The following is a 17,575-nucleotide window of genomic DNA, read 5'->3' on the forward strand; positions in this document are numbered from 1 at the left end:
TATTCTTTTACCAGAGTGCCAGCTGGGTACTGACACCGGTCGTATCCACACCGCCCAATTCTGCATAATGATGCAACTGGCTGAGTAATTGACGGATCGATGGACCTGACTTGGCATGGGTATCGGTAATCACAATAAATTCCAGTACGCGTGCACGTTCCGACTGACGCTGTTTGCTGACACGATAACGCGGCACATCTTGGGTCAGCAAGGTCACTCGGCCACGTTTCAGGTTGGCCTGTAATAAATCGGTGGCACTGATATTACCATCTGTTGAATAACTGGTCAGAAGGAAACGCGCATTGATGGTTGCCAACAAGTTCTCATAGGCTTCTTTGGCATATTTAGAGGAATTGTACTGGCTCGGACGCTCTTTGCGCCATGCCCGGTCAATCCCGCTCTTATAGCCCTTGGTATCCGGAGTCGGTAAATCGGCCTGATCCCACAAGGTCAAGGCATTCAGGACATGGTAATTACTGCTGTACGCATGCTGATTATAAGGTGGATCCAGATAGGCCACATCCACTTCAAAACCGCTCATCTGATTGGCCAGATGCTGGGCATCGACACACCACATTTCAGCGGCCATCCCCTTCTTCTGATCCGATTCACAAAAACGGCTTGGCGTCAGCCAGAGTAAAGATTCAATACGTTCCAGCGCAGTTTGAGTCTTCCCGCCCCAACCGTGGTGGAAACTTTTGAAAACACCTGAGGTATTACTGACAAAACTGGCTGAATACAGCAAAGGCGCCAGCAAGGCACTCATTTCAACGTCATCAATTGCACCTTGTGCCTGCCAGGCTGCAATCTGCTGGCGAATGGCATCAATGCGCATGCCGTTACGGCGTTTAAAAAACAGACGGTCACGTGCAGGATCGTAAATTTCATCATTACGTGGACACAGGTTATGCGTGACCCAGCCTTTAACTTCCGGCAGACGGTTCAGATAATCAATCGCTTTCTGATAACCACCCAGCTCTTTAAAAGCCGGTGCTTCAGTACAGGCCAGAACGGCATGATTCAGCGCATGGCTATACGGTTCCCAATCATTGGCAATCACGCGATAACCATTCTGACGTGCCAAACGTGAAACCACACCTGAACCGGCAAAAAAATCAGCAAAGATCGGAGCACGGCCATCGGTACGTTTCAGGGTTCCTGTACTCTCCAGAGCTTCCAGAATTAAATGCAGTAAACGGCGCTTATTACCCAGATAAGGAACCAGTTGATGGAAAAGATATTCATCGGTGGTACGCGCCGCATGGCGACGTTTATGATAAACCGTAGACTCTGAACTCATAGTGTCTCTTGAAAAGAAATTAACCTGAAGCGCACGTCATCACCGAAGCGAGTCACATCGCGCAGCTTAAATCGGAGTTGTTCGGCCATACGGCTGAATTCTGCATTGAACATAGTACGTGCTGACTGCCCCAATAGGGTCGGCGCAACATAACTGATCAGTTCATCAACCAATTGTTCTTGTAAAAATGCGGTAGATAAGGTCGCCCCTGCTTCCACCAGCACGTCATAAATCTGATGCTGTTGAACCAACAGCATCAATAATTCTTGTAAGGATTGTACAGGCAATTGTAGCACACCCAGATCAGCCAGTTCTTGACGAAAGGGCCCCATCACCATCACGCTGTCAGGCTGTGCTAGAATTTTTGCCGTCAATGGCAAACGCCCCTGACGATCCAGAATAATCCGCTTAGGCTGTACAATGCTGCTCATATCTTCAACCCCATTCAGTTGCCGCACATTGAGCTGACAATCATCGGCCAGAACAGTTTCAATCCCGGTGATCACCCCACCTGAGATAGCGCGCCAATGCTGTACATCCTGACGGGCTTCTACTCCGGTAATCCATTTGGATTCACCGGATGCCATGGCAGTACGGCCATCCAGGCTTGAGGCAATTTTTAAACGCACATAGGGCAGGCCTGTCGCCATGGCTTTCAGAAAACCTTCATTCAGCTGATGAGCTTCATCTTCACAGATGCCTACCTCTACATCGATTCCGGCATCTTGCAGGATCTCTACGCCCTTTCCCGCCACTAACGGATTAGGATCAGGACAGGCCACGACAACTTTAGCCACACTTGCTTCAACCAGACCCTTGGCACAAGGCGGGGTACGACCATAATGCGCACACGGCTCTAAAGTCACATAAGCCGTTGCACCATGTGCCTGTTCCCCGGCCTGACCCAGCGCAAAAACTTCCGCATGCGGCTGTCCTGCCCGAGGATGAAAACCCTCACCAACCAGCACATCGTTCCTGACAATGACACACCCGACATTCGGGTTTGGCTTGGTCGAGTATTGGCCTCGCTGGGCAAGCTGAATCGCACGGCGCATCCAGACTTGATCTTGATTTTGTTCAGACATACTTATTCTTATGATTCTCGCTGCTGCATCTGTTCAATTTGATGACGAAAAGCTTCAACATCCTGGAAGTCCTGATAGACCGAAGCGAAACGTACATAGGCCACGTGATCGAGTGCGAATAAAGACTGCATGACAATTTCACCGATGGTACGCGATTTCACATCACGTTCACCCAGACGGCGAATCTGCAGCTGGATATCGCTGAGTACGGTTTCAATCTGTTCCTGAGTGACCGGACGTTTTTGTAGGGCATGCATCAGGGAACGACGTAATTTAGCTTCATCGAAGGGTTCATTCTTGCCATCAGATTTAATGACGCGCGGCATCACCACTTCATAGCTTTCAAAAGTCGTAAAACGTTCATTACAACTGACACATTCACGGCGACGACGAATCTGACAGCCTTCAGCGGCCAAGCGCGAATCAATTACTTTACTGTCTGAAGTATTGCAAAATGGGCAATGCATAGCGGTTTAATTGAACAAATCCAGATGGGTTCTGAGTGTAGCAAAAATTCTAAACTTTGTAGAGTTTTACGCAACATATAGAAGAAAAACAGCCCATATGGGCTGTTTTACACTATATATTGATTATTGCATGTTGTTATTATTCTATACGTTCGCCATGTTGACTTAAATCCAGTCCCATACGCTCATCATCAGATGTAACACGGATTCCAATGATCAAATCGATGACTTTCAGGATAATGAAGGTCATGATCGCAGAGTAAGCGATAGTGGCCAGAACCCCTTCAACTTGAACCCAAAGTTGGCTCATCATATTTGAAGGTGCAGCATCACCCATGATGAATTCGCTGGCAAAGAAAGCCGTCAGAATCGCACCGACAATACCACCCACACCATGTAAACCAAAAGCATCCAAAGAGTCATCCGCTTTCAGGGCACGTTTCAGCGCAGTAATACCCCAGAAACATACCACACCACCGATCAGACCCATCGCCAGTGCACCGCCGACAGTTACAAAACCTGCAGCTGGAGTAATAACCACCAGACCAGCTACTCCACCCGATACGCCGCCCAGTACAGAAGCTTTACCACGTACCAGTTTTTCAGTAATAAGCCAAGAGATTGCTGCTGCCGCTGCTGCAACCTGAGTCACAACCAAAGCATAACCTGCAGAACCGTTCGCACCTAGAGCAGAACCACCATTGAAACCGAACCAGCCGACCCAAAGTAAAGATGCACCCATTACTGTCAGGGTCAAGTTATGTGGTGCCATCGATTCCCGGCCCAGCCCCATACGTTTGCCCAGCATATATGCTGCAACCAGACCAGCAACACCCGAGTTGATATGCACGACTGTACCACCGGCAAAATCAAGCGCACCATCGTTACCTAACCAGCCACCACCCCATACCCAATGAGTAATTGGTGCATAGACAATCACCACCCAAAGCGCAATGAAAGCAACGAAAGCACTAAATTTCATACGCTCTGCAATCGAACCGCTAATAATGGCAACCGTAATGATGGCAAACGTCATCTGAAAAATTACAAACAGGATTTCAGGGATCGTACCTGACAGTGCTTCTGTGGTGATACCAGCCAACATGAATTTATCCAGGCCACCTATAAAGGCATTGCCCTCACCGAAAGCCAGGGTATAACCAATGATGACCCAGGCAATACTGACCACCGCAGCAGCAACAAAACTATGCGCCATAGTCGCCAGAACGTTTTTCTTACGTACCATACCGCCATAAAATAACGCTAAACCCGGAATGGTCATCAGTAAAACTAGAGCAGTAGAGGTTAACACCCAGGCGGTGTCGCCGGTATCCAGAGTTGGTTCTTCTTCTACTTCTACAGGCACTGCGACTTCAACCAGTGCTGCTTCAGCAATTGCTGCTGGAGTCTCTGTTGTATTTGGTGTTGTATCGCCTGCTTCTTCAACAAGCACAATTTCTTCTGTGGGTGTTGTTGCTGTTGCAGCTTCTTCAGCCCATGCAACAGAACCACCAAAAAGAGCGCCGGCCATGCCGAGCGCGAGTAGCATTTTTTTCATTCGTATCCCCCAACCAAGTTTTTGTGAGTTATAAGGTACTCAGCAAACTTCGTGCCAAGTTAGACAGCGTCTGCACCTGTTTCACCTGTACGAATACGGATGACTTGTTCCAAGTTAGTCACGAAAATTTTTCCGTCACCGATTTTTCCAGTGCTAGCCACACGGGTAATAGATTCAATTACTGAGTCCACCATGTCATCGCTGATTGCGATTTCAATTTTGACTTTCGGTAGGAAATCTACAACGTATTCAGCACCACGATAGAGTTCAGTATGGCCTTTTTGACGACCAAAGCCTTTCACTTCAGTTACAGTGATGCCTTGAACACCAATTTCAGACAATGCTTCGCGAACATCGTCTAATTTGAAAGGTTTTACAATTGCAGTTACGAGCTTCATGTTTGTTTTCCTTCGGCTTATTTCACCAGTAAGGTTTTACGTTCAAATTTCATGCCAAGATCCCTAAGGTCGGGGGAAATTAGAAAGCCCGGCATGTGGTTTATTTATACCTTATTTTATACTTATAAAGCCTTTGAATCTTCAAAAAGAAGACATTTTTTATGTGGATTTTTACAATATCTCTAATCTAATAAATCTATATTTTGTCTGAAATACTATAGTCTGCATTCGAGCAATGCTAAACTGTCGGCTCCTTTCTATGGCAATGGATCAGACAATGATTGAAACCTTATTACAAGCAATTTTGCAGCAAGTCGAACAACCGAAGAAAGATTTGGAACATAATATTCGCGCCCTTTTGAATGAAGCTGTGACCAAAATGGATTTGGTGTCTAAAGAAGAAATTGAACGTCAACGCACTGCCCTGAATAATGCCAATCATCGCTTAAATGATTTGCTGAAACAGGTGGAGGCATTAGAAGAGAAAATTTCGAACAAAAAATAAGCACAAGTACAGTGCACAAAAGATCCCAGACCTATAAAAATAATGCACCAAATTGGAACAATAATAATGTCTTTTGCCAAAATTTATACGCGAGGCTTGCTTGGCCTGCATGCGCCTTTAATTGAAGTCGAGGTTCATGTCAGTTCGGGTATGCCTTCCCTCACCATAGTGGGGCTTCCCGAAGCTGCGGTACGGGAAAGTAAAGACCGGGTCCGTTCTGCCATTTTGAATAGCGGTTTTCAGTTTCCGACCAAACGTCTGACGATTAATCTTGCCCCTGCAGATCTGCCGAAAGATGGTTCGCGTCTGGACTTGCCGATTGCCTTGGGTATCTTAATGGCCTCCGGGCAACTTCCGGAAAACTGCACCGATCATCTTGAGTTTATTGGAGAATTGGCCCTCGATGGTCAATTACGCCCTGTCACTGGCACACTCAGTATTGCGATTGCCTGCCAGCAGTCACAGCATGAACTGATTCTACCTGGGGAAAATGCTCAGGAAGCCTGTCAGCTCCCAGACTTTAAAGTCTTTGCTGCCAATCATTTAAAAGAAGTGTGTGAACATCTTTCCCAAACGCAGCGCTTGCCGCAAATAGAAGCCAGTCCACTTGATACAGACCATTTTTATAAATTCGATCTTGCCGATGTAAAAGGTCAATTACGGCCACGGCGAGCATTAGAAATTGCAGCAGCGGGCGGTCATTCCCTGCTGTTTCGAGGCCCACCTGGAACAGGAAAGACTTTGCTGGCTTCTCGATTGGCCAGTATTCTGCCGCCCTTAAAAACTCAGGAAAACTTAGAAGTCGCCAGTATTTATTCAGTGGCAAATGCCAATCATCCTTTTGGGCAACGACCATTTCGGGCACCGCATCATACCGCTTCCGCTGTAGCACTGGTCGGCGGTGGCTCACACCCCAAGCCAGGAGAAATCACCCTGGCACATTTAGGTGTGTTATTTCTGGATGAGCTGCCTGAATTCGACCGTAAAGTATTAGAAGTTTTACGCCAGCCTTTAGAAGCCAAAGAAATTGTGATTTCCCGGGCATCACGCCAGATCACCTTTCCGGCCAATTTTCAGCTGGTGGCTGCCATGAATCCCTGCCCATGCGGCTATGCCTTTAATCAGGATATTCGCTGCCAGTGTTCGCCTGACAGTATTAAGCGCTATCAGAACCGGATTTCAGGCCCCCTGCTGGATCGGATTGATTTGCATATTGATGTCCCGCCCTTACAGGCGCATGAGCTACAGGACAATCGACCTACAGAAAATTCTGAAACGGTCAGACACCGCGTAATAGCGGCTTATGAGATTCAAATGCAACGACAAAATGTCTTGAATATGAGTCTGAGCCCAAAGCAGTTAGAGCAATATGCTGCATTAGATCAGTCTGCTCAGAATATGCTTGAACTGGCACAGCAAAAACTCAATTTATCAGCACGCGGCTATCATCGGGTTTTGCGTGTCGCACGCACCATTGCCGATTTAAATCAAAGTCCCGATATTCAGAGCCAGCATCTGTCAGAAGCCCTGTCTTATCGCGGGCAGCAGCAGATTTAGGACATAAAAAAAGCGACCTCAGGTCGCTTTTTTTAAACCAAAAAATTAGAAGCTATAGCCTAGACCAAACACCACTTTATTCTTTTGTTTATCTTCAAAACGGTTATAACCACCAAAAATATAGTTCATGCTCGCGGTGATACCTGTATCAGCAAGTGGCTTGCTTAGACCGATATCAAAGTGACGAAAACCGAAACTGTTTTCTGTACCTTTTATGTCCCCATCTTTTGCATAAATATATAAGCCAAGAGCAGTATCTAGGCTAAAATCTTTTGGCAATGCATAGCTATAGGTTCCTTTTAGATAAGTATCCCCTGCATTACCCCAATCAAGATCTTCAAGTAATGTTTGAGCAGTAAGACCAAAATCTTGGTAAGTCAGACCCAGCATGGTTTCAAAACCATTTGAACCTGTATTGCCAATATCATAATAGTAATAATAAGTTAAACCAGCGGTATAACCCCAGTCCTCATTAATGGAACCGTTATAACCCGCATAGAAGTCATTTTCAAAGGCATTTGGCAAATCATCGCCATAGTCTAATGTCGAACCCCACCAGCCAGCATAGAAACCAGATGCATGATTGTAATCCAGACCACCTTGTAACGTAGCATTTTTATTTTCTGGAGTATTGGTAATACCACGTAGGTTATAGCTTGAAAGTACGCTGATATTTCCAGATACTGTATGTTCAGCAGCAGGTTCCTCAGCAAAAGTAAAAGAAGATGCGGCGCCCAATAAAGCAAGAGATAAGACTTTTAATGTTAATTTCATTGTGTAACTCCCCCAGATCGTCTGAGACGTTTTTTATGGTCATTGATTAAACTCAAGCTCAAAATTTGCAAGAGCTATGCCAATCTGGATAAAAGGAAGAAAAATAATAAATCCAAAAAGATAGTTAAAAGATAAGATATTGTTTTTAAATTAAAATATAGATTATTGAAAAAAGAGTTGTATAGACTTTTTCTGGGCTAAATACATTTGAGCGCATTGCCCCAGTTTTTTTATGCTTATACATAGTTATTTACAACTTGCCCCATTTTGATCCTGTTTTTAGAATGACTAAAATTTGTGCCAAAAAACAGTGCGTAATTTTTGACCATAGTTTTTACATGTTACAAAATAGAAAATTTGATCATCCTTATTTCACCATCTCACCAAAAGGACTTTTCATCTTCCAATAGACTTTTGTTTATATTATTTTTTTACCAAAAGGTTATAAATCAACTCGCTCAAATCCTTGCTATTTGTAAATTTGAGTTAAAAAAAACCTAACTTTAATAAAATATCCCCCATAAAAAATGACATTTTTTTTAGCAATTCTTATACAATTCTTAAAAATTCCCTCTTAATTTGTATAAGGCTATCTCCCCATGCAAAATATAAAAAAATTAACATTGGTAGTTTTGATTCAAGCTGCTTTGGTGTCATCTGTTTATGCCAATGAACAAGCTGAAGCTAAAGGTTTGGTCGAAGGTGCTGAAGGTACGGTTTTATTCCGCACCGGTTTTCTAAGCCGTGACAAAAAGAATGCTGTAGCTGATACACGCTCATCTGCACAAACGGCGATAGTAAAACTAGACTCTGGCTTTACTAAAGGTGTTGTCGGGTTTGGTGCAGGTATTATCGGTGATGCATCTTTCAAGATAGGCAAAAATGCACACGCGGGTAATAACATGATTCCATTGCATAATAATGGTGCCAAAGATGCTCAAGGTCGTGTGGATCCTTATAGTACCTGGGCACGAGGTGGTGCGTATGTGAAAGCACGTGTCTCGAATACTACAGCTACTTATGGAACCCAGGTTCTTGATATTCCTGTACTTGCAAGTAATACTGCACGCCTGGTGCCCGAGTATTTTACCGGTGTCTTGGTCACAAGTAACGAAATAGACAAGCTGAAGCTTACAGCGGGTAAATTCACGAAAGACCAATATTCAGATCAACTTAGCACTGATGGCCGTCATCTGAAAAGTGCAGTGGTTTGGGGTGCAAAATACGATTTTAATGATCATCTCAATTCTTCTTATTATGGGGTGGATGTTGAAGACAAACTGGAACGTCATTATGCGAGTGTCAACTCTACCCATGACTTGAAAGACGATGCATCTTTAACCCTGGACTTGAGTGGATATCATACCAAATTTGACAAGGATGCTGATACCTACTCTCAGACAACAACTGATCTGGCAGACCGTCATAATACGATTTGGGCAGTTTCAAGCGCCTATCATAAAGATGTGCATAACATCATGCTGGCTTACCAACAAAACTCCGGCAATGTTGGCTATGATTATGGTGAAAATGCTGATGGAGGTCAGAGTATGTATCTACCAAACTCTTACCTTTCCGACTTTATTGGCAATAAGGAAAAATCTGCTCAGCTGCAGTACAGCTATAACTTTAAAAATCATGGCATTCCAGGTCTAAACTGGACAACTGCTTTTGTCTATGGCTGGGATATCCATGTTGCGAACCCGAATAACCGCTCTGAACTAATCACCAGTGATGCTCAGGAACACGAGTTCTTTAACCAGGTTAAATATACAGTTCAATCCGGTCATCTGAAAGATGCAAGCTTACGTTTACGTCACTCTTACTACCGTGCGAGTGATGACTACCAATCTAGCTATATTGGTGATACCAACGAATGGCGTATTTGGCTAGACATTCCTGTGAAATTATTCTAATTCACTCGAACTTTAAGTCATAAAAAACCTGCACAATGTGCAGGTTTTTTATTCCAGGCTTTTAAATTTTTAAAGCCTAAACGGCACAAAGCAATTATTGATTTGCTTCTGCATAAGCTTCGATTGAGCTCATCACTTCTTGTTTCGCAACATCCGCACCTTCCCAGCCACTGAGCTTGACCCATTTGCCTGGTTCAAGATCTTTGTAGTGCTGGAAGAAATGTTCGATCTGGCTGATCAATAATGGAGGAAGATCAGTATATTCCTGAACATCTTTGTAGATTGGAGTCAGTTTGTCGTGTGGAACTGCAACCAGTTTCGCATCAACACCGCCGTCATCTTCCATGTTCAATTTACCGACAGGACGGCAACGAATCACAGAACCTGGCTCTACTGGATGTGGAGTTACCACCAGTACGTCTAATGGATCACCATCAAGCGAAAGTGTATTTGGTACATAACCGTAGTTTGCTGGGTAGAACATTGCTGTACCCATGAAACGGTCTACAAATAACGCATCAGAATCTTTATCGATTTCGTATTTGATTGGTGCTGCATTTGCAGGAATTTCGATGATCACATAGATATCGTTTGGCGCATCTTTACCCGCTGGGATATTGCTGTAGCTCATAGCATCACTCTTTAACAAGTTATATCTTTAAAAACCGCGACAATTATAACGGTTTTTAAAGATATTTTTTGGTTTTAAAATATTAGACCGTAAATATGTCCACTTACTGTTCTTGTCACCTAAATAATCTTGATAATCAGCAGCAACAAAGCCACAGGACACAATAATGAAAGCAGCCATACGATCGAACGTAAAGTCGCCCAGTTGGCCAGATAGCAGATTCCGTATAACACACGAAAAACCAGATAAGCAATACCAAAAGTCATGACCAGACCTTGTGGCACCACCATGTATTCTGCCATCAAGATCGCAGCAATAAATAAGGGTAAACTTTCAAAACTATTTTGCTGAACCGCATTGGCACGGCTCGAGAGCCCTGTCGATTTTGCCAGAAACTCTCGTGGATTCTGATTGTCTTTTACGCTAAAGCCTGCGGTTTTTTTCGCAATCAATGTAAACACATAAGGCAAAAGACAAGCGGCTAAAATGAGATAGATAATCCCACTAATGCTGTGCATCTGTTTTTTCTCATGAAAATTTTATCTCTATCATAGCATGGCATTTCGTGAATAAATTTTGTTAAATAGAGTGCTTTTTATTACTTTTAAGGATTCACTATGGTCGCGCCTGATCAAAATGAAATGTTCGATGTCCTCGAGAAACAACGCCAGCATCAACGTCAAGTGGATCGCGTATTAAAAATTGTGCTGCCGATTGTGGCATTTTTGATGGCCGTCATTTGTGCCAATATGAATATCTGGTCGCCGATCTTCACCTTTGCTCTTTTATGGATTGCCTTTTATGCTGTAGGCATCAAGCGCCTGCCTATATGGCATTGGGTTGTAGCCATTTTGGCCTATTGTCTGGTCGACAATATTCTAAGTTATGGCAGTTTTAATCAAACCGGATTTACCCGCCAGTTTGGCACCATGTTTATTTTCTTGGGAGTAGTCGGGGTAGGCCGTCCTTATTTTGACCGCTGGTTAATGAAAAAATAAGAAGCAATCAAAAAAAGCGCCTGACGGCGCTTTTTTTTTCTTACAAGATTCAGGCTGATTTACGTAAATCTTTACGCAGGATTTTACCTACGTTCGATTTTGGCAATTCATCTATAAATTCGACATAACGTGGACGTTTATAACCTGTCAGGTTTTCTTTAGCGAATGCCAAAACTTCTTCTGTGGTTAAAGACGGATCTTTTTTCACCACAAACAGTTTTGGTACTTCACCTGATTTTTCATCTGGCACACCAATCGCAGCCACTTCCAGCACTTTTGGATGCGTTGCTAAAACTTCTTCAATCTCAGAAGGATAGACATTAAAACCAGACACTAGAATCATATCTTTCTTACGGTCTACAATTTTCACATAACCACGTGAATCCATGACACCGATATCACCGGTACGGAAGAAGCCATTGACCATCACTTTTTCAGTTTCATCTGAACGGTTCCAGTAGCCTTTCATGACCTGAGGACCACGAATTGAAATTTCACCCTGCTCACCCAGTGCAACTTCATTACCTTCATCATCTAGAATAGCGACTTCAGTTGATGGCAACGGAATACCAATGGTGCCACTAAATTCTTCAGATGCAGGCGGATTTGCCGTAGCGACTGGAGACGTTTCAGACAAGCCATAACCTTCAATAATGTTGGTTCCGGTGACTTTCTTCCATGCTGCTGCAGTAGAAGGAAGTACCGCCATACCGCCACCCATAGCCATTTTCAACTTGCTATGATCTAGTTGCTTGAACTCTTCATTGTTCACCAGCGCATTGAATAGTGTATTCACTGCCGGGAAGAAAGTCGGTTGGTATTTACGTAGTTCTTTCATCACCGCAGGTAGATCACGCGGGTTCGGAATCAATACGTTAGCCTGGCCTTTATACATACCATACAGTGCACAAACCATGAAGGCAAAGATATGATAAAGCGGCAAAGCACAGAAAATACGGTCATCTGGCTGGCCATCTTGTGCACCAAATTTACTTTGGAAAATACCATCACACTGCAACAGGTTCGCCACCAAGTTACGGTGCGTCAGTTCAGCACCTTTAGAAACACCTGTGGTACCACCCGTATATTGCAGTACGGCCGTATCGCTCAGGCTCAGTTCAGGACGCTTGTAATTGCTCGGGCTAACTTTATTTAAAGCGGTATTGAATTTGACATGGCCTGGAATATCCCATGCTGGAATTTGCTTGCGCACAGAACGCAGTACAAAGTTGACCAGTGTTCCTTTCAAGGCACCCAGCATGTCACCGACAGAAGCCACAACTACATGCTTCACCGGCGTTTTACCCATAATCGCTTGGTAAACAGATGCAAAGTTCTCGATAATTACTAGTACTTCAGCGCCTGAGTCATTCAGTTGATGCTCAAGTTCACGTGATGTATACAGTGGATTCACGTTGACCAGCACCAAACCTGCGCGGAACACCCCAAGTGCCACGACCGGATACTGAAGAACGTTTGGCATCATCACTGCAACACGTGAACCTTTCGCCAACCCTAAGCTTTGTAAATAAGTTGCAAACTTACGGCTCGCCTCTTCCAACTCATTGAACGTCATGGCCTTATCCATAAAGATAAAGGCATCACGCGAGCCAAATTTTTGAAAATTACGTTCAAAAATATCGACTAGAGAAGTATTCTCTGCCGGTAATTCTACTGTTTCTGGAATCCCTGTTTTTTGGTATTCAGCAAACCAAATTTTTTCCATAATGACCATCTCTCCAATCATAATCCTTAGTATTTCAACTGTTTTTTTTCAATATCACACGCCTTTTTTAGACTTGTATATGTGCAATATTGCATCCATCTTGTTGAATCGTTGTTCATATATAACGTATTTTGCAGGATGGATGCTAGTCTTATCTTTGAATCAACAGTTTATTTGCTTTTTGATATCCACGTGGTAAAAGCTGTCCTTTTGCACCGCGCTTACCGATATATTTGTGCAAATCATCCCCTTTTAATTTTAACTGCTGTTGTCCTGCAAGCACTTGAATTACTTCATCAAGCTTCAATAGTGTCATGGACAAAATCTGATCACTACCCTCAAGTTGTATCAATTTATTTCCTTTACCTTTGTTGAGTACCGGCAATTCTGCTAAATCGACAATCAACAGGCGCCCTGCTGAACTGAGCAGTGCGACATGAGTGGCATCCTCAAGTGGCTGCAAGTTCATGACCTGAGCGCCTTCAGATAAATTCAGGAAGGCTTTACCGGCTTTGGCATTGGTATCCAGCTGTTTGGCCTGGGTTTTAAAGCCATAACCCTTATTACTGATTGCCAGAATTTCAGCTTCGTCATCAGCCACCAGAACCTGTTTAAAACCCACTCCACTTGCAGGAGAAAGTTTCGAGCTGAGTGGCTCACCGAGACCACGCGCAGATGGCAGCGTGTTGATGGCCAAGGCATAGCTACGGCCAGTCTCATCCAGCACATAAACCCGTTGATTGGATTTGCCCTGAGCATGACTTAAATACTGATCACCCGCACGGAAATTCAGGTTTTCCGCATCTACTTCATGGCCTTTGGCACAGCGAATCCAGCCGGCTTCTGACAACACGACTGTCACCGGATCGGCAGGCAACATTTCAGCTTCATTAATCGCAGCAGCTTCGGCACGCTGTACGATCGGAGAACGGCGATCATCACCAAAACGCTTGGCATCATCTTTCAGTTCAGCAATGATCAGGCTTTTTAAAGATTCCGGATTGGCCAGCTGTTCACGAATCACTGCCGCTTTCGCTTCCAGCTCTTCCTGCTCACGGCGCATTTCCATTTCTTCAAGCTTGGCTAAATGACGTAATTTCAGTTCCAGAATCGCTTCGGCCTGAATCTCGTCAAGATTAAAACGCTGCATCAGTACCGGTTTAGGCTGGTCTTCCTCACGAATAATCTGAATCACTTCATCAATATTCAGATAAGCAATGATCAGACCACCGAGAATATGCAGGCGTTTTTCGATCTTGTTCAGATGATATTGTAAACGACGAGTAACAGTCGTTTTACGGATTTCAATCCATTCCAGCAAAATACGACGAATCGATTTCACCTGTGGACGGCCATCTGCACCAATCATGTTCATGTTGACACGATAGCTGGATTCCAGATCTGTCGTGGCAAACAAGTGACTCATCACTGATTCGGCATCAATGCGGTTGGAACGCAGGACAATGACCAAACGGGTTGGATTGACATGATCCGATTCATCCCGTACATCGCTGACCAAAGGCAGTTTCTTGGCCTGCATCTGGTCGGCAATCTGGGTAATGAGTTTGGAGCCTGATACCTGATATGGCAATTCAGTAATAATAATTTCGTTTTTATCTATGGTATATACCGCACGCATGCGATAGCTTCCACGCCCTGTGGTCTGAATTTTCAAGAGTTCAGCAGGTGGCGTGATAATTTCGGCTTTGGTCGGCAAATCCGGTGCAGGAATATATTCTGTAATTTTTTCATCGGTCAGATTCGGGTTACGAATCAGGGCAATGGTACCTTTGACTACTTCACGCAGGTTATGTGGTGGAATGTCAGTAGCCATCCCGACTGCGATGCCGGTGGTACCATTCAGCAGGATATTCGGTACACGTGCCGGCAAGTTCACCGGTTCTTTCATGGAGCCGTCAAAGTTGTCCTGCCATTCACAGGTGCCCTGTCCCAGTTCAGACAGCAACAGTTCGCTGTATTGAGACAGTTTGGCTTCGGTATAACGCATTGCTGCAAAAGACTTCGGATCATCCGGTGAACCCCAGTTGCCCTGTCCTTCAATAAATGGATAGCGATAACTGAATGGCTGTGCCATCAGCACCATGGCTTCATAGCAGGCCGAGTCACCATGCGGATGATATTTACCGAGTACGTCACCCACAGTACGTGCAGATTTCTTTGGTTTACTGGTCCATTTCAGACCCAGCTCACTCATGGCAAAGACAATACGGCGTTGTACCGGTTTCAGGCCATCACTGATATGAGGTAATGCCCGATCCATAATCACGTACATGGCGTAATTGAGGTAGGCTTGTTCGGTAAATTCTGCTACGGAGCGGTTTTCTGTCGCATGATGCGCAAGGCTTGTCATAACAACCTATAGTCCTAAATAATTCGTTTTTGTATCAATGTTTCTTATGCTATGTCGCGGCTGTGGATGACACAAGGGCATCAAATACCTCAGCGCGACAATTTGTGTCTTATGGCCTAAAAATATCCACTTTATAGGCCCTAAGCAACTAAAAATTCATTAACTTTATAAGCCCATCGATTCAAGGGTCTTGCCTTTGGTTTCTTCACCTAAAATCAGGATGACAATTGCTACGGCAATCAGAACCACAGTAAACATGGTGAAGACATAGCTGAAACCGTTTGGCATGCCCATCAGATGGGTCACCGCAAAAGGGGCTGCGATGCCCCCAATCCGGCCAACAGCACCGGCCCAGCCTGAACCGAAGGCACGGATATTGGTTGGATATTGTTCTGGCGTGTAAGTATAGAGCACACCCCAGGCACCCAGATTAAAGAAGGACATCAGACAGCCCCAAATCACAATTTCAGTGACACTGCCCGACTGGCCAAAGAAATACGCCGAGATGGCACACATGCCGATGAAACCTGCCAAAGTAGGCTTACGACCCAGCTTTTCGACCAGCCATGCTGCCACCAGATAGCCAGGCAACTGTGCCAGAATCATAATCAGCACATATTCAAATGACTGTACGATGGTATAGCCTTCTTTGACCAGTAAACTTGGTAACCAGGTAAAGATGCCATAATACGAGAAAACAATCCCGAACCAGATCAGCCACAGCATTAAAGTACGGCGTGCAAATACACCAGACCACAACTGGGTAAATGAAATATGCTGCTTCTCTGCGACCGGCTTCACCTCAAAGATTTCATAAACTTCAACGCCACATTGACGCTCAATCTTTTTCACCAGTGCCGAGGCTTCTTCTACGCGGCCACGGTTAATCAGAAATGGAATAGATTCCGGTACCATCTTCCAGATTACAATCGCATATAGCGCCGGCAGACCACCGATCAGAAAGGCGGCTTGCCAGCCAAAATCAGGAATCACAAAACGTGAAACCAGAGCCGCAACTAACCAGCCCAAGCCCCAGAAACTTTCCAGCAACACAATAAAACGGCCACGCACATGCGCAGGAATATATTCACTGACCAGCGTCACAGCCACCGGCAACTGCCCACCCAGACCTAAACCCACGATAAAACGAAATATCAGCAACCAGGTCAGATTCGGTGCAAAAGCGCAGGCCGCTGTAGCCAAACTATAAATAACCAGCGTCACAGCAAATACTGTTTTACGGCCAAAACGGTCTGCCAGTCCCCCTGAACAAATCGCACCCACCGCCATACCAACAAAACCAATCGACACCACCCAGCTTTTTTGATCCGCGGTCATCTGCCAGTCTTCGGCCATTTTTGCAAGGATAAAGGAAATCAATCCGGTATCCATCGCATCAAACATCCAGCCCAGTCCAATCACCACCAGCAAGGTGTAGTGAAACCTACCAATCGGTAAGCGTTGTATGCGAGAAACTAGATCCATAACAAAAATCTCTGATCAGGTGGAACGGGAGACGCTGCTTTCTCAACAGGGGGCTGCTTTATATTTTTTATACTACGATTTAAGCTGAATGCGACTACTTTTTATCGCCGCACTCAACACGCTTAAACATCAAGATTCGTCTTTGGATGATGCCGAGTGTTCATCATCTTCTTTATAAATGAATTTTGGCATTTCCAGACCAAAGTAAATCGCAATCAGACGTAAGCTGAAACCAAAGATCAGGGTGGAAATAATGGTCACATCCTGTGACAAGCCGTAGTGGTTACATAACCAGTAAAAGATGACAGAGACAAAGGCAATACTGGCATACAGTTCACGGCGGAAGACCAGAGGCACGTCATTACATAAAATGTCACGCAAAATCCCGCCAGAAACACCGGTCAAAACCCCCGCTACTGCACTTACGACAAAACCTTGTCCCATTTCCAGCGCAATCTGACAGCCAATAATGGTAAAGCCAATGAGGCCTAAGGCATCCAGCACCAGGAAGATATTACGTAAATGCCGCATCCATTTGGCAATCAGGATGGTCACGAAAGCTGCACAACAGGTCAGTACCAGATATTCAGGATGCTTCACCCAGGTCAAAGGATAATGCCCAAGCAGGACATCGCGGACCGAACCACCACCGAGTGCCGTGACACAGGCAATGATCATGACGCCAAACCAGTCCATACTGCGCCGGCCAGCAGACAGTGCCCCGGTCATGGCTTCAGCGGTAATTGCAACAATATAGATGACAGTCAGTAACATCGCCCTGCTTCCACCTGATGCTTTGAGATG

General features: G+C 44.7%; 16 protein-coding genes. 4 read left to right on the plus strand and 12 right to left on the minus strand.

What is annotated here, in order from left to right:
* Positions 1-7 precede the first annotated feature (7 nt).
* From KUG37_RS00675 to glnK, 5 genes are all read right to left on the minus strand, one after another.
* Positions 8-1,300, minus strand: coding sequence for a DNA adenine methylase (locus KUG37_RS00675; RefSeq protein WP_216936094.1), 1,293 nt, complete (start codon positions 1,298-1,300; stop codon positions 8-10).
* On the minus strand, positions 1,297-2,385 hold the full coding sequence (gene ribD, locus KUG37_RS00680; protein WP_216936096.1) for a bifunctional diaminohydroxyphosphoribosylaminopyrimidine deaminase/5-amino-6-(5-phosphoribosylamino)uracil reductase RibD: 1,089 nt from the start codon (positions 2,383-2,385) through the stop codon (positions 1,297-1,299). The genes KUG37_RS00675 and ribD overlap by 4 nt, the downstream gene beginning before the upstream one ends.
* An 8-nt stretch (positions 2,386-2,393) precedes the next feature.
* The gene (gene nrdR / locus KUG37_RS00685) at positions 2,394-2,852 is read right to left on the minus strand and encodes a transcriptional regulator NrdR (RefSeq protein ID WP_216936098.1); all 459 of its coding nucleotides are present in this window, start codon (positions 2,850-2,852) and stop codon (positions 2,394-2,396) included.
* A 139-nt stretch (positions 2,853-2,991) separates the two neighbouring features.
* Positions 2,992-4,410 carry an ammonium transporter gene (locus KUG37_RS00690; protein ID WP_216940084.1) on the minus strand — a complete coding sequence of 473 codons (1,419 nt, stop codon included), beginning with the start codon at positions 4,408-4,410 and terminating at the stop codon, positions 2,992-2,994.
* Between the two features lie 59 nt (positions 4,411-4,469).
* Complete coding sequence (gene glnK, locus KUG37_RS00695) at positions 4,470-4,808, minus strand: P-II family nitrogen regulator (protein ID WP_005094485.1); 339 nt, start codon at positions 4,806-4,808, stop codon at positions 4,470-4,472.
* A 277-nt stretch (positions 4,809-5,085) separates the two neighbouring features.
* Between glnK and KUG37_RS00700 the strand changes: the two genes are divergently transcribed.
* Both KUG37_RS00700 and KUG37_RS00705 read left to right on the plus strand, forming a co-directional pair.
* Positions 5,086-5,313, plus strand: coding sequence for an accessory factor UbiK family protein (locus tag KUG37_RS00700; RefSeq protein ID WP_216936103.1), 228 nt, complete (start codon positions 5,086-5,088; stop codon positions 5,311-5,313).
* A gap of 66 nt (positions 5,314-5,379) precedes the next feature.
* Complete coding sequence (locus KUG37_RS00705; RefSeq protein ID WP_216936105.1) at positions 5,380-6,870, plus strand: YifB family Mg chelatase-like AAA ATPase; 1,491 nt, start codon at positions 5,380-5,382, stop codon at positions 6,868-6,870.
* A 45-nt stretch (positions 6,871-6,915) separates the two neighbouring features.
* Here the strand turns inward: KUG37_RS00705 and KUG37_RS00710 are convergent, their stop codons facing one another.
* The gene (locus KUG37_RS00710) at positions 6,916-7,644 is read right to left on the minus strand and encodes a TorF family putative porin (RefSeq protein WP_216936107.1); all 729 of its coding nucleotides are present in this window, start codon (positions 7,642-7,644) and stop codon (positions 6,916-6,918) included.
* Between the two features lie 599 nt (positions 7,645-8,243).
* Here KUG37_RS00710 and KUG37_RS00715 point away from each other — a divergent pair.
* Positions 8,244-9,560: an OprD family outer membrane porin gene (locus tag KUG37_RS00715; RefSeq protein ID WP_216936108.1), complete on the plus strand. Its 1,317-nt coding sequence runs from the start codon at positions 8,244-8,246 to the stop codon at positions 9,558-9,560.
* Between the two features lie 94 nt (positions 9,561-9,654).
* Here the strand turns inward: KUG37_RS00715 and ppa are convergent, their stop codons facing one another.
* Positions 9,655-10,191 (minus strand): inorganic diphosphatase, encoded by a 537-nt coding sequence (gene ppa / locus KUG37_RS00720; protein WP_216936110.1) that lies wholly within the window; start codon positions 10,189-10,191, stop codon positions 9,655-9,657.
* Between the two features lie 119 nt (positions 10,192-10,310).
* Positions 10,311-10,709: an MAPEG family protein gene (locus KUG37_RS00725; RefSeq protein WP_216936112.1), complete on the minus strand. Its 399-nt coding sequence runs from the start codon at positions 10,707-10,709 to the stop codon at positions 10,311-10,313.
* A gap of 99 nt (positions 10,710-10,808) precedes the next feature.
* Between KUG37_RS00725 and KUG37_RS00730 the strand changes: the two genes are divergently transcribed.
* Entirely contained in the window at positions 10,809-11,189 is a 381-nt protein-coding gene (locus KUG37_RS00730) for a hypothetical protein (protein ID WP_216936114.1), read from the plus strand.
* 49 nt (positions 11,190-11,238) lie between these two features.
* Here the strand turns inward: KUG37_RS00730 and KUG37_RS00735 are convergent, their stop codons facing one another.
* The 4 genes from KUG37_RS00735 to KUG37_RS00750 all read right to left on the minus strand — a co-directional run bounded on the left by KUG37_RS00735 (position 11,239) and on the right by KUG37_RS00750 (position 17,545).
* Entirely contained in the window at positions 11,239-12,915 is a 1,677-nt protein-coding gene (locus KUG37_RS00735; protein ID WP_216936116.1) for an AMP-binding protein, read from the minus strand.
* 151 nt (positions 12,916-13,066) lie between these two features.
* The gene (gene parC, locus KUG37_RS00740) at positions 13,067-15,286 is read right to left on the minus strand and encodes a DNA topoisomerase IV subunit A (RefSeq protein ID WP_216936118.1); all 2,220 of its coding nucleotides are present in this window, start codon (positions 15,284-15,286) and stop codon (positions 13,067-13,069) included.
* Positions 15,287-15,451: 165 nt separating this feature from the next.
* Positions 15,452-16,771 carry an MFS transporter gene (locus KUG37_RS00745; protein WP_216936120.1) on the minus strand — a complete coding sequence of 440 codons (1,320 nt, stop codon included), beginning with the start codon at positions 16,769-16,771 and terminating at the stop codon, positions 15,452-15,454.
* A gap of 129 nt (positions 16,772-16,900) precedes the next feature.
* Positions 16,901-17,545 carry a trimeric intracellular cation channel family protein gene (locus tag KUG37_RS00750; RefSeq protein WP_216936122.1) on the minus strand — a complete coding sequence of 215 codons (645 nt, stop codon included), beginning with the start codon at positions 17,543-17,545 and terminating at the stop codon, positions 16,901-16,903.
* Positions 17,546-17,575 lie beyond the last annotated feature (30 nt).

Origin of the sequence: Acinetobacter sp. BY419, assembly GCF_019038395.1 — a bacterium.
In the GTDB taxonomy this organism is placed as follows: domain Bacteria; phylum Pseudomonadota; class Gammaproteobacteria; order Pseudomonadales; family Moraxellaceae; genus Acinetobacter.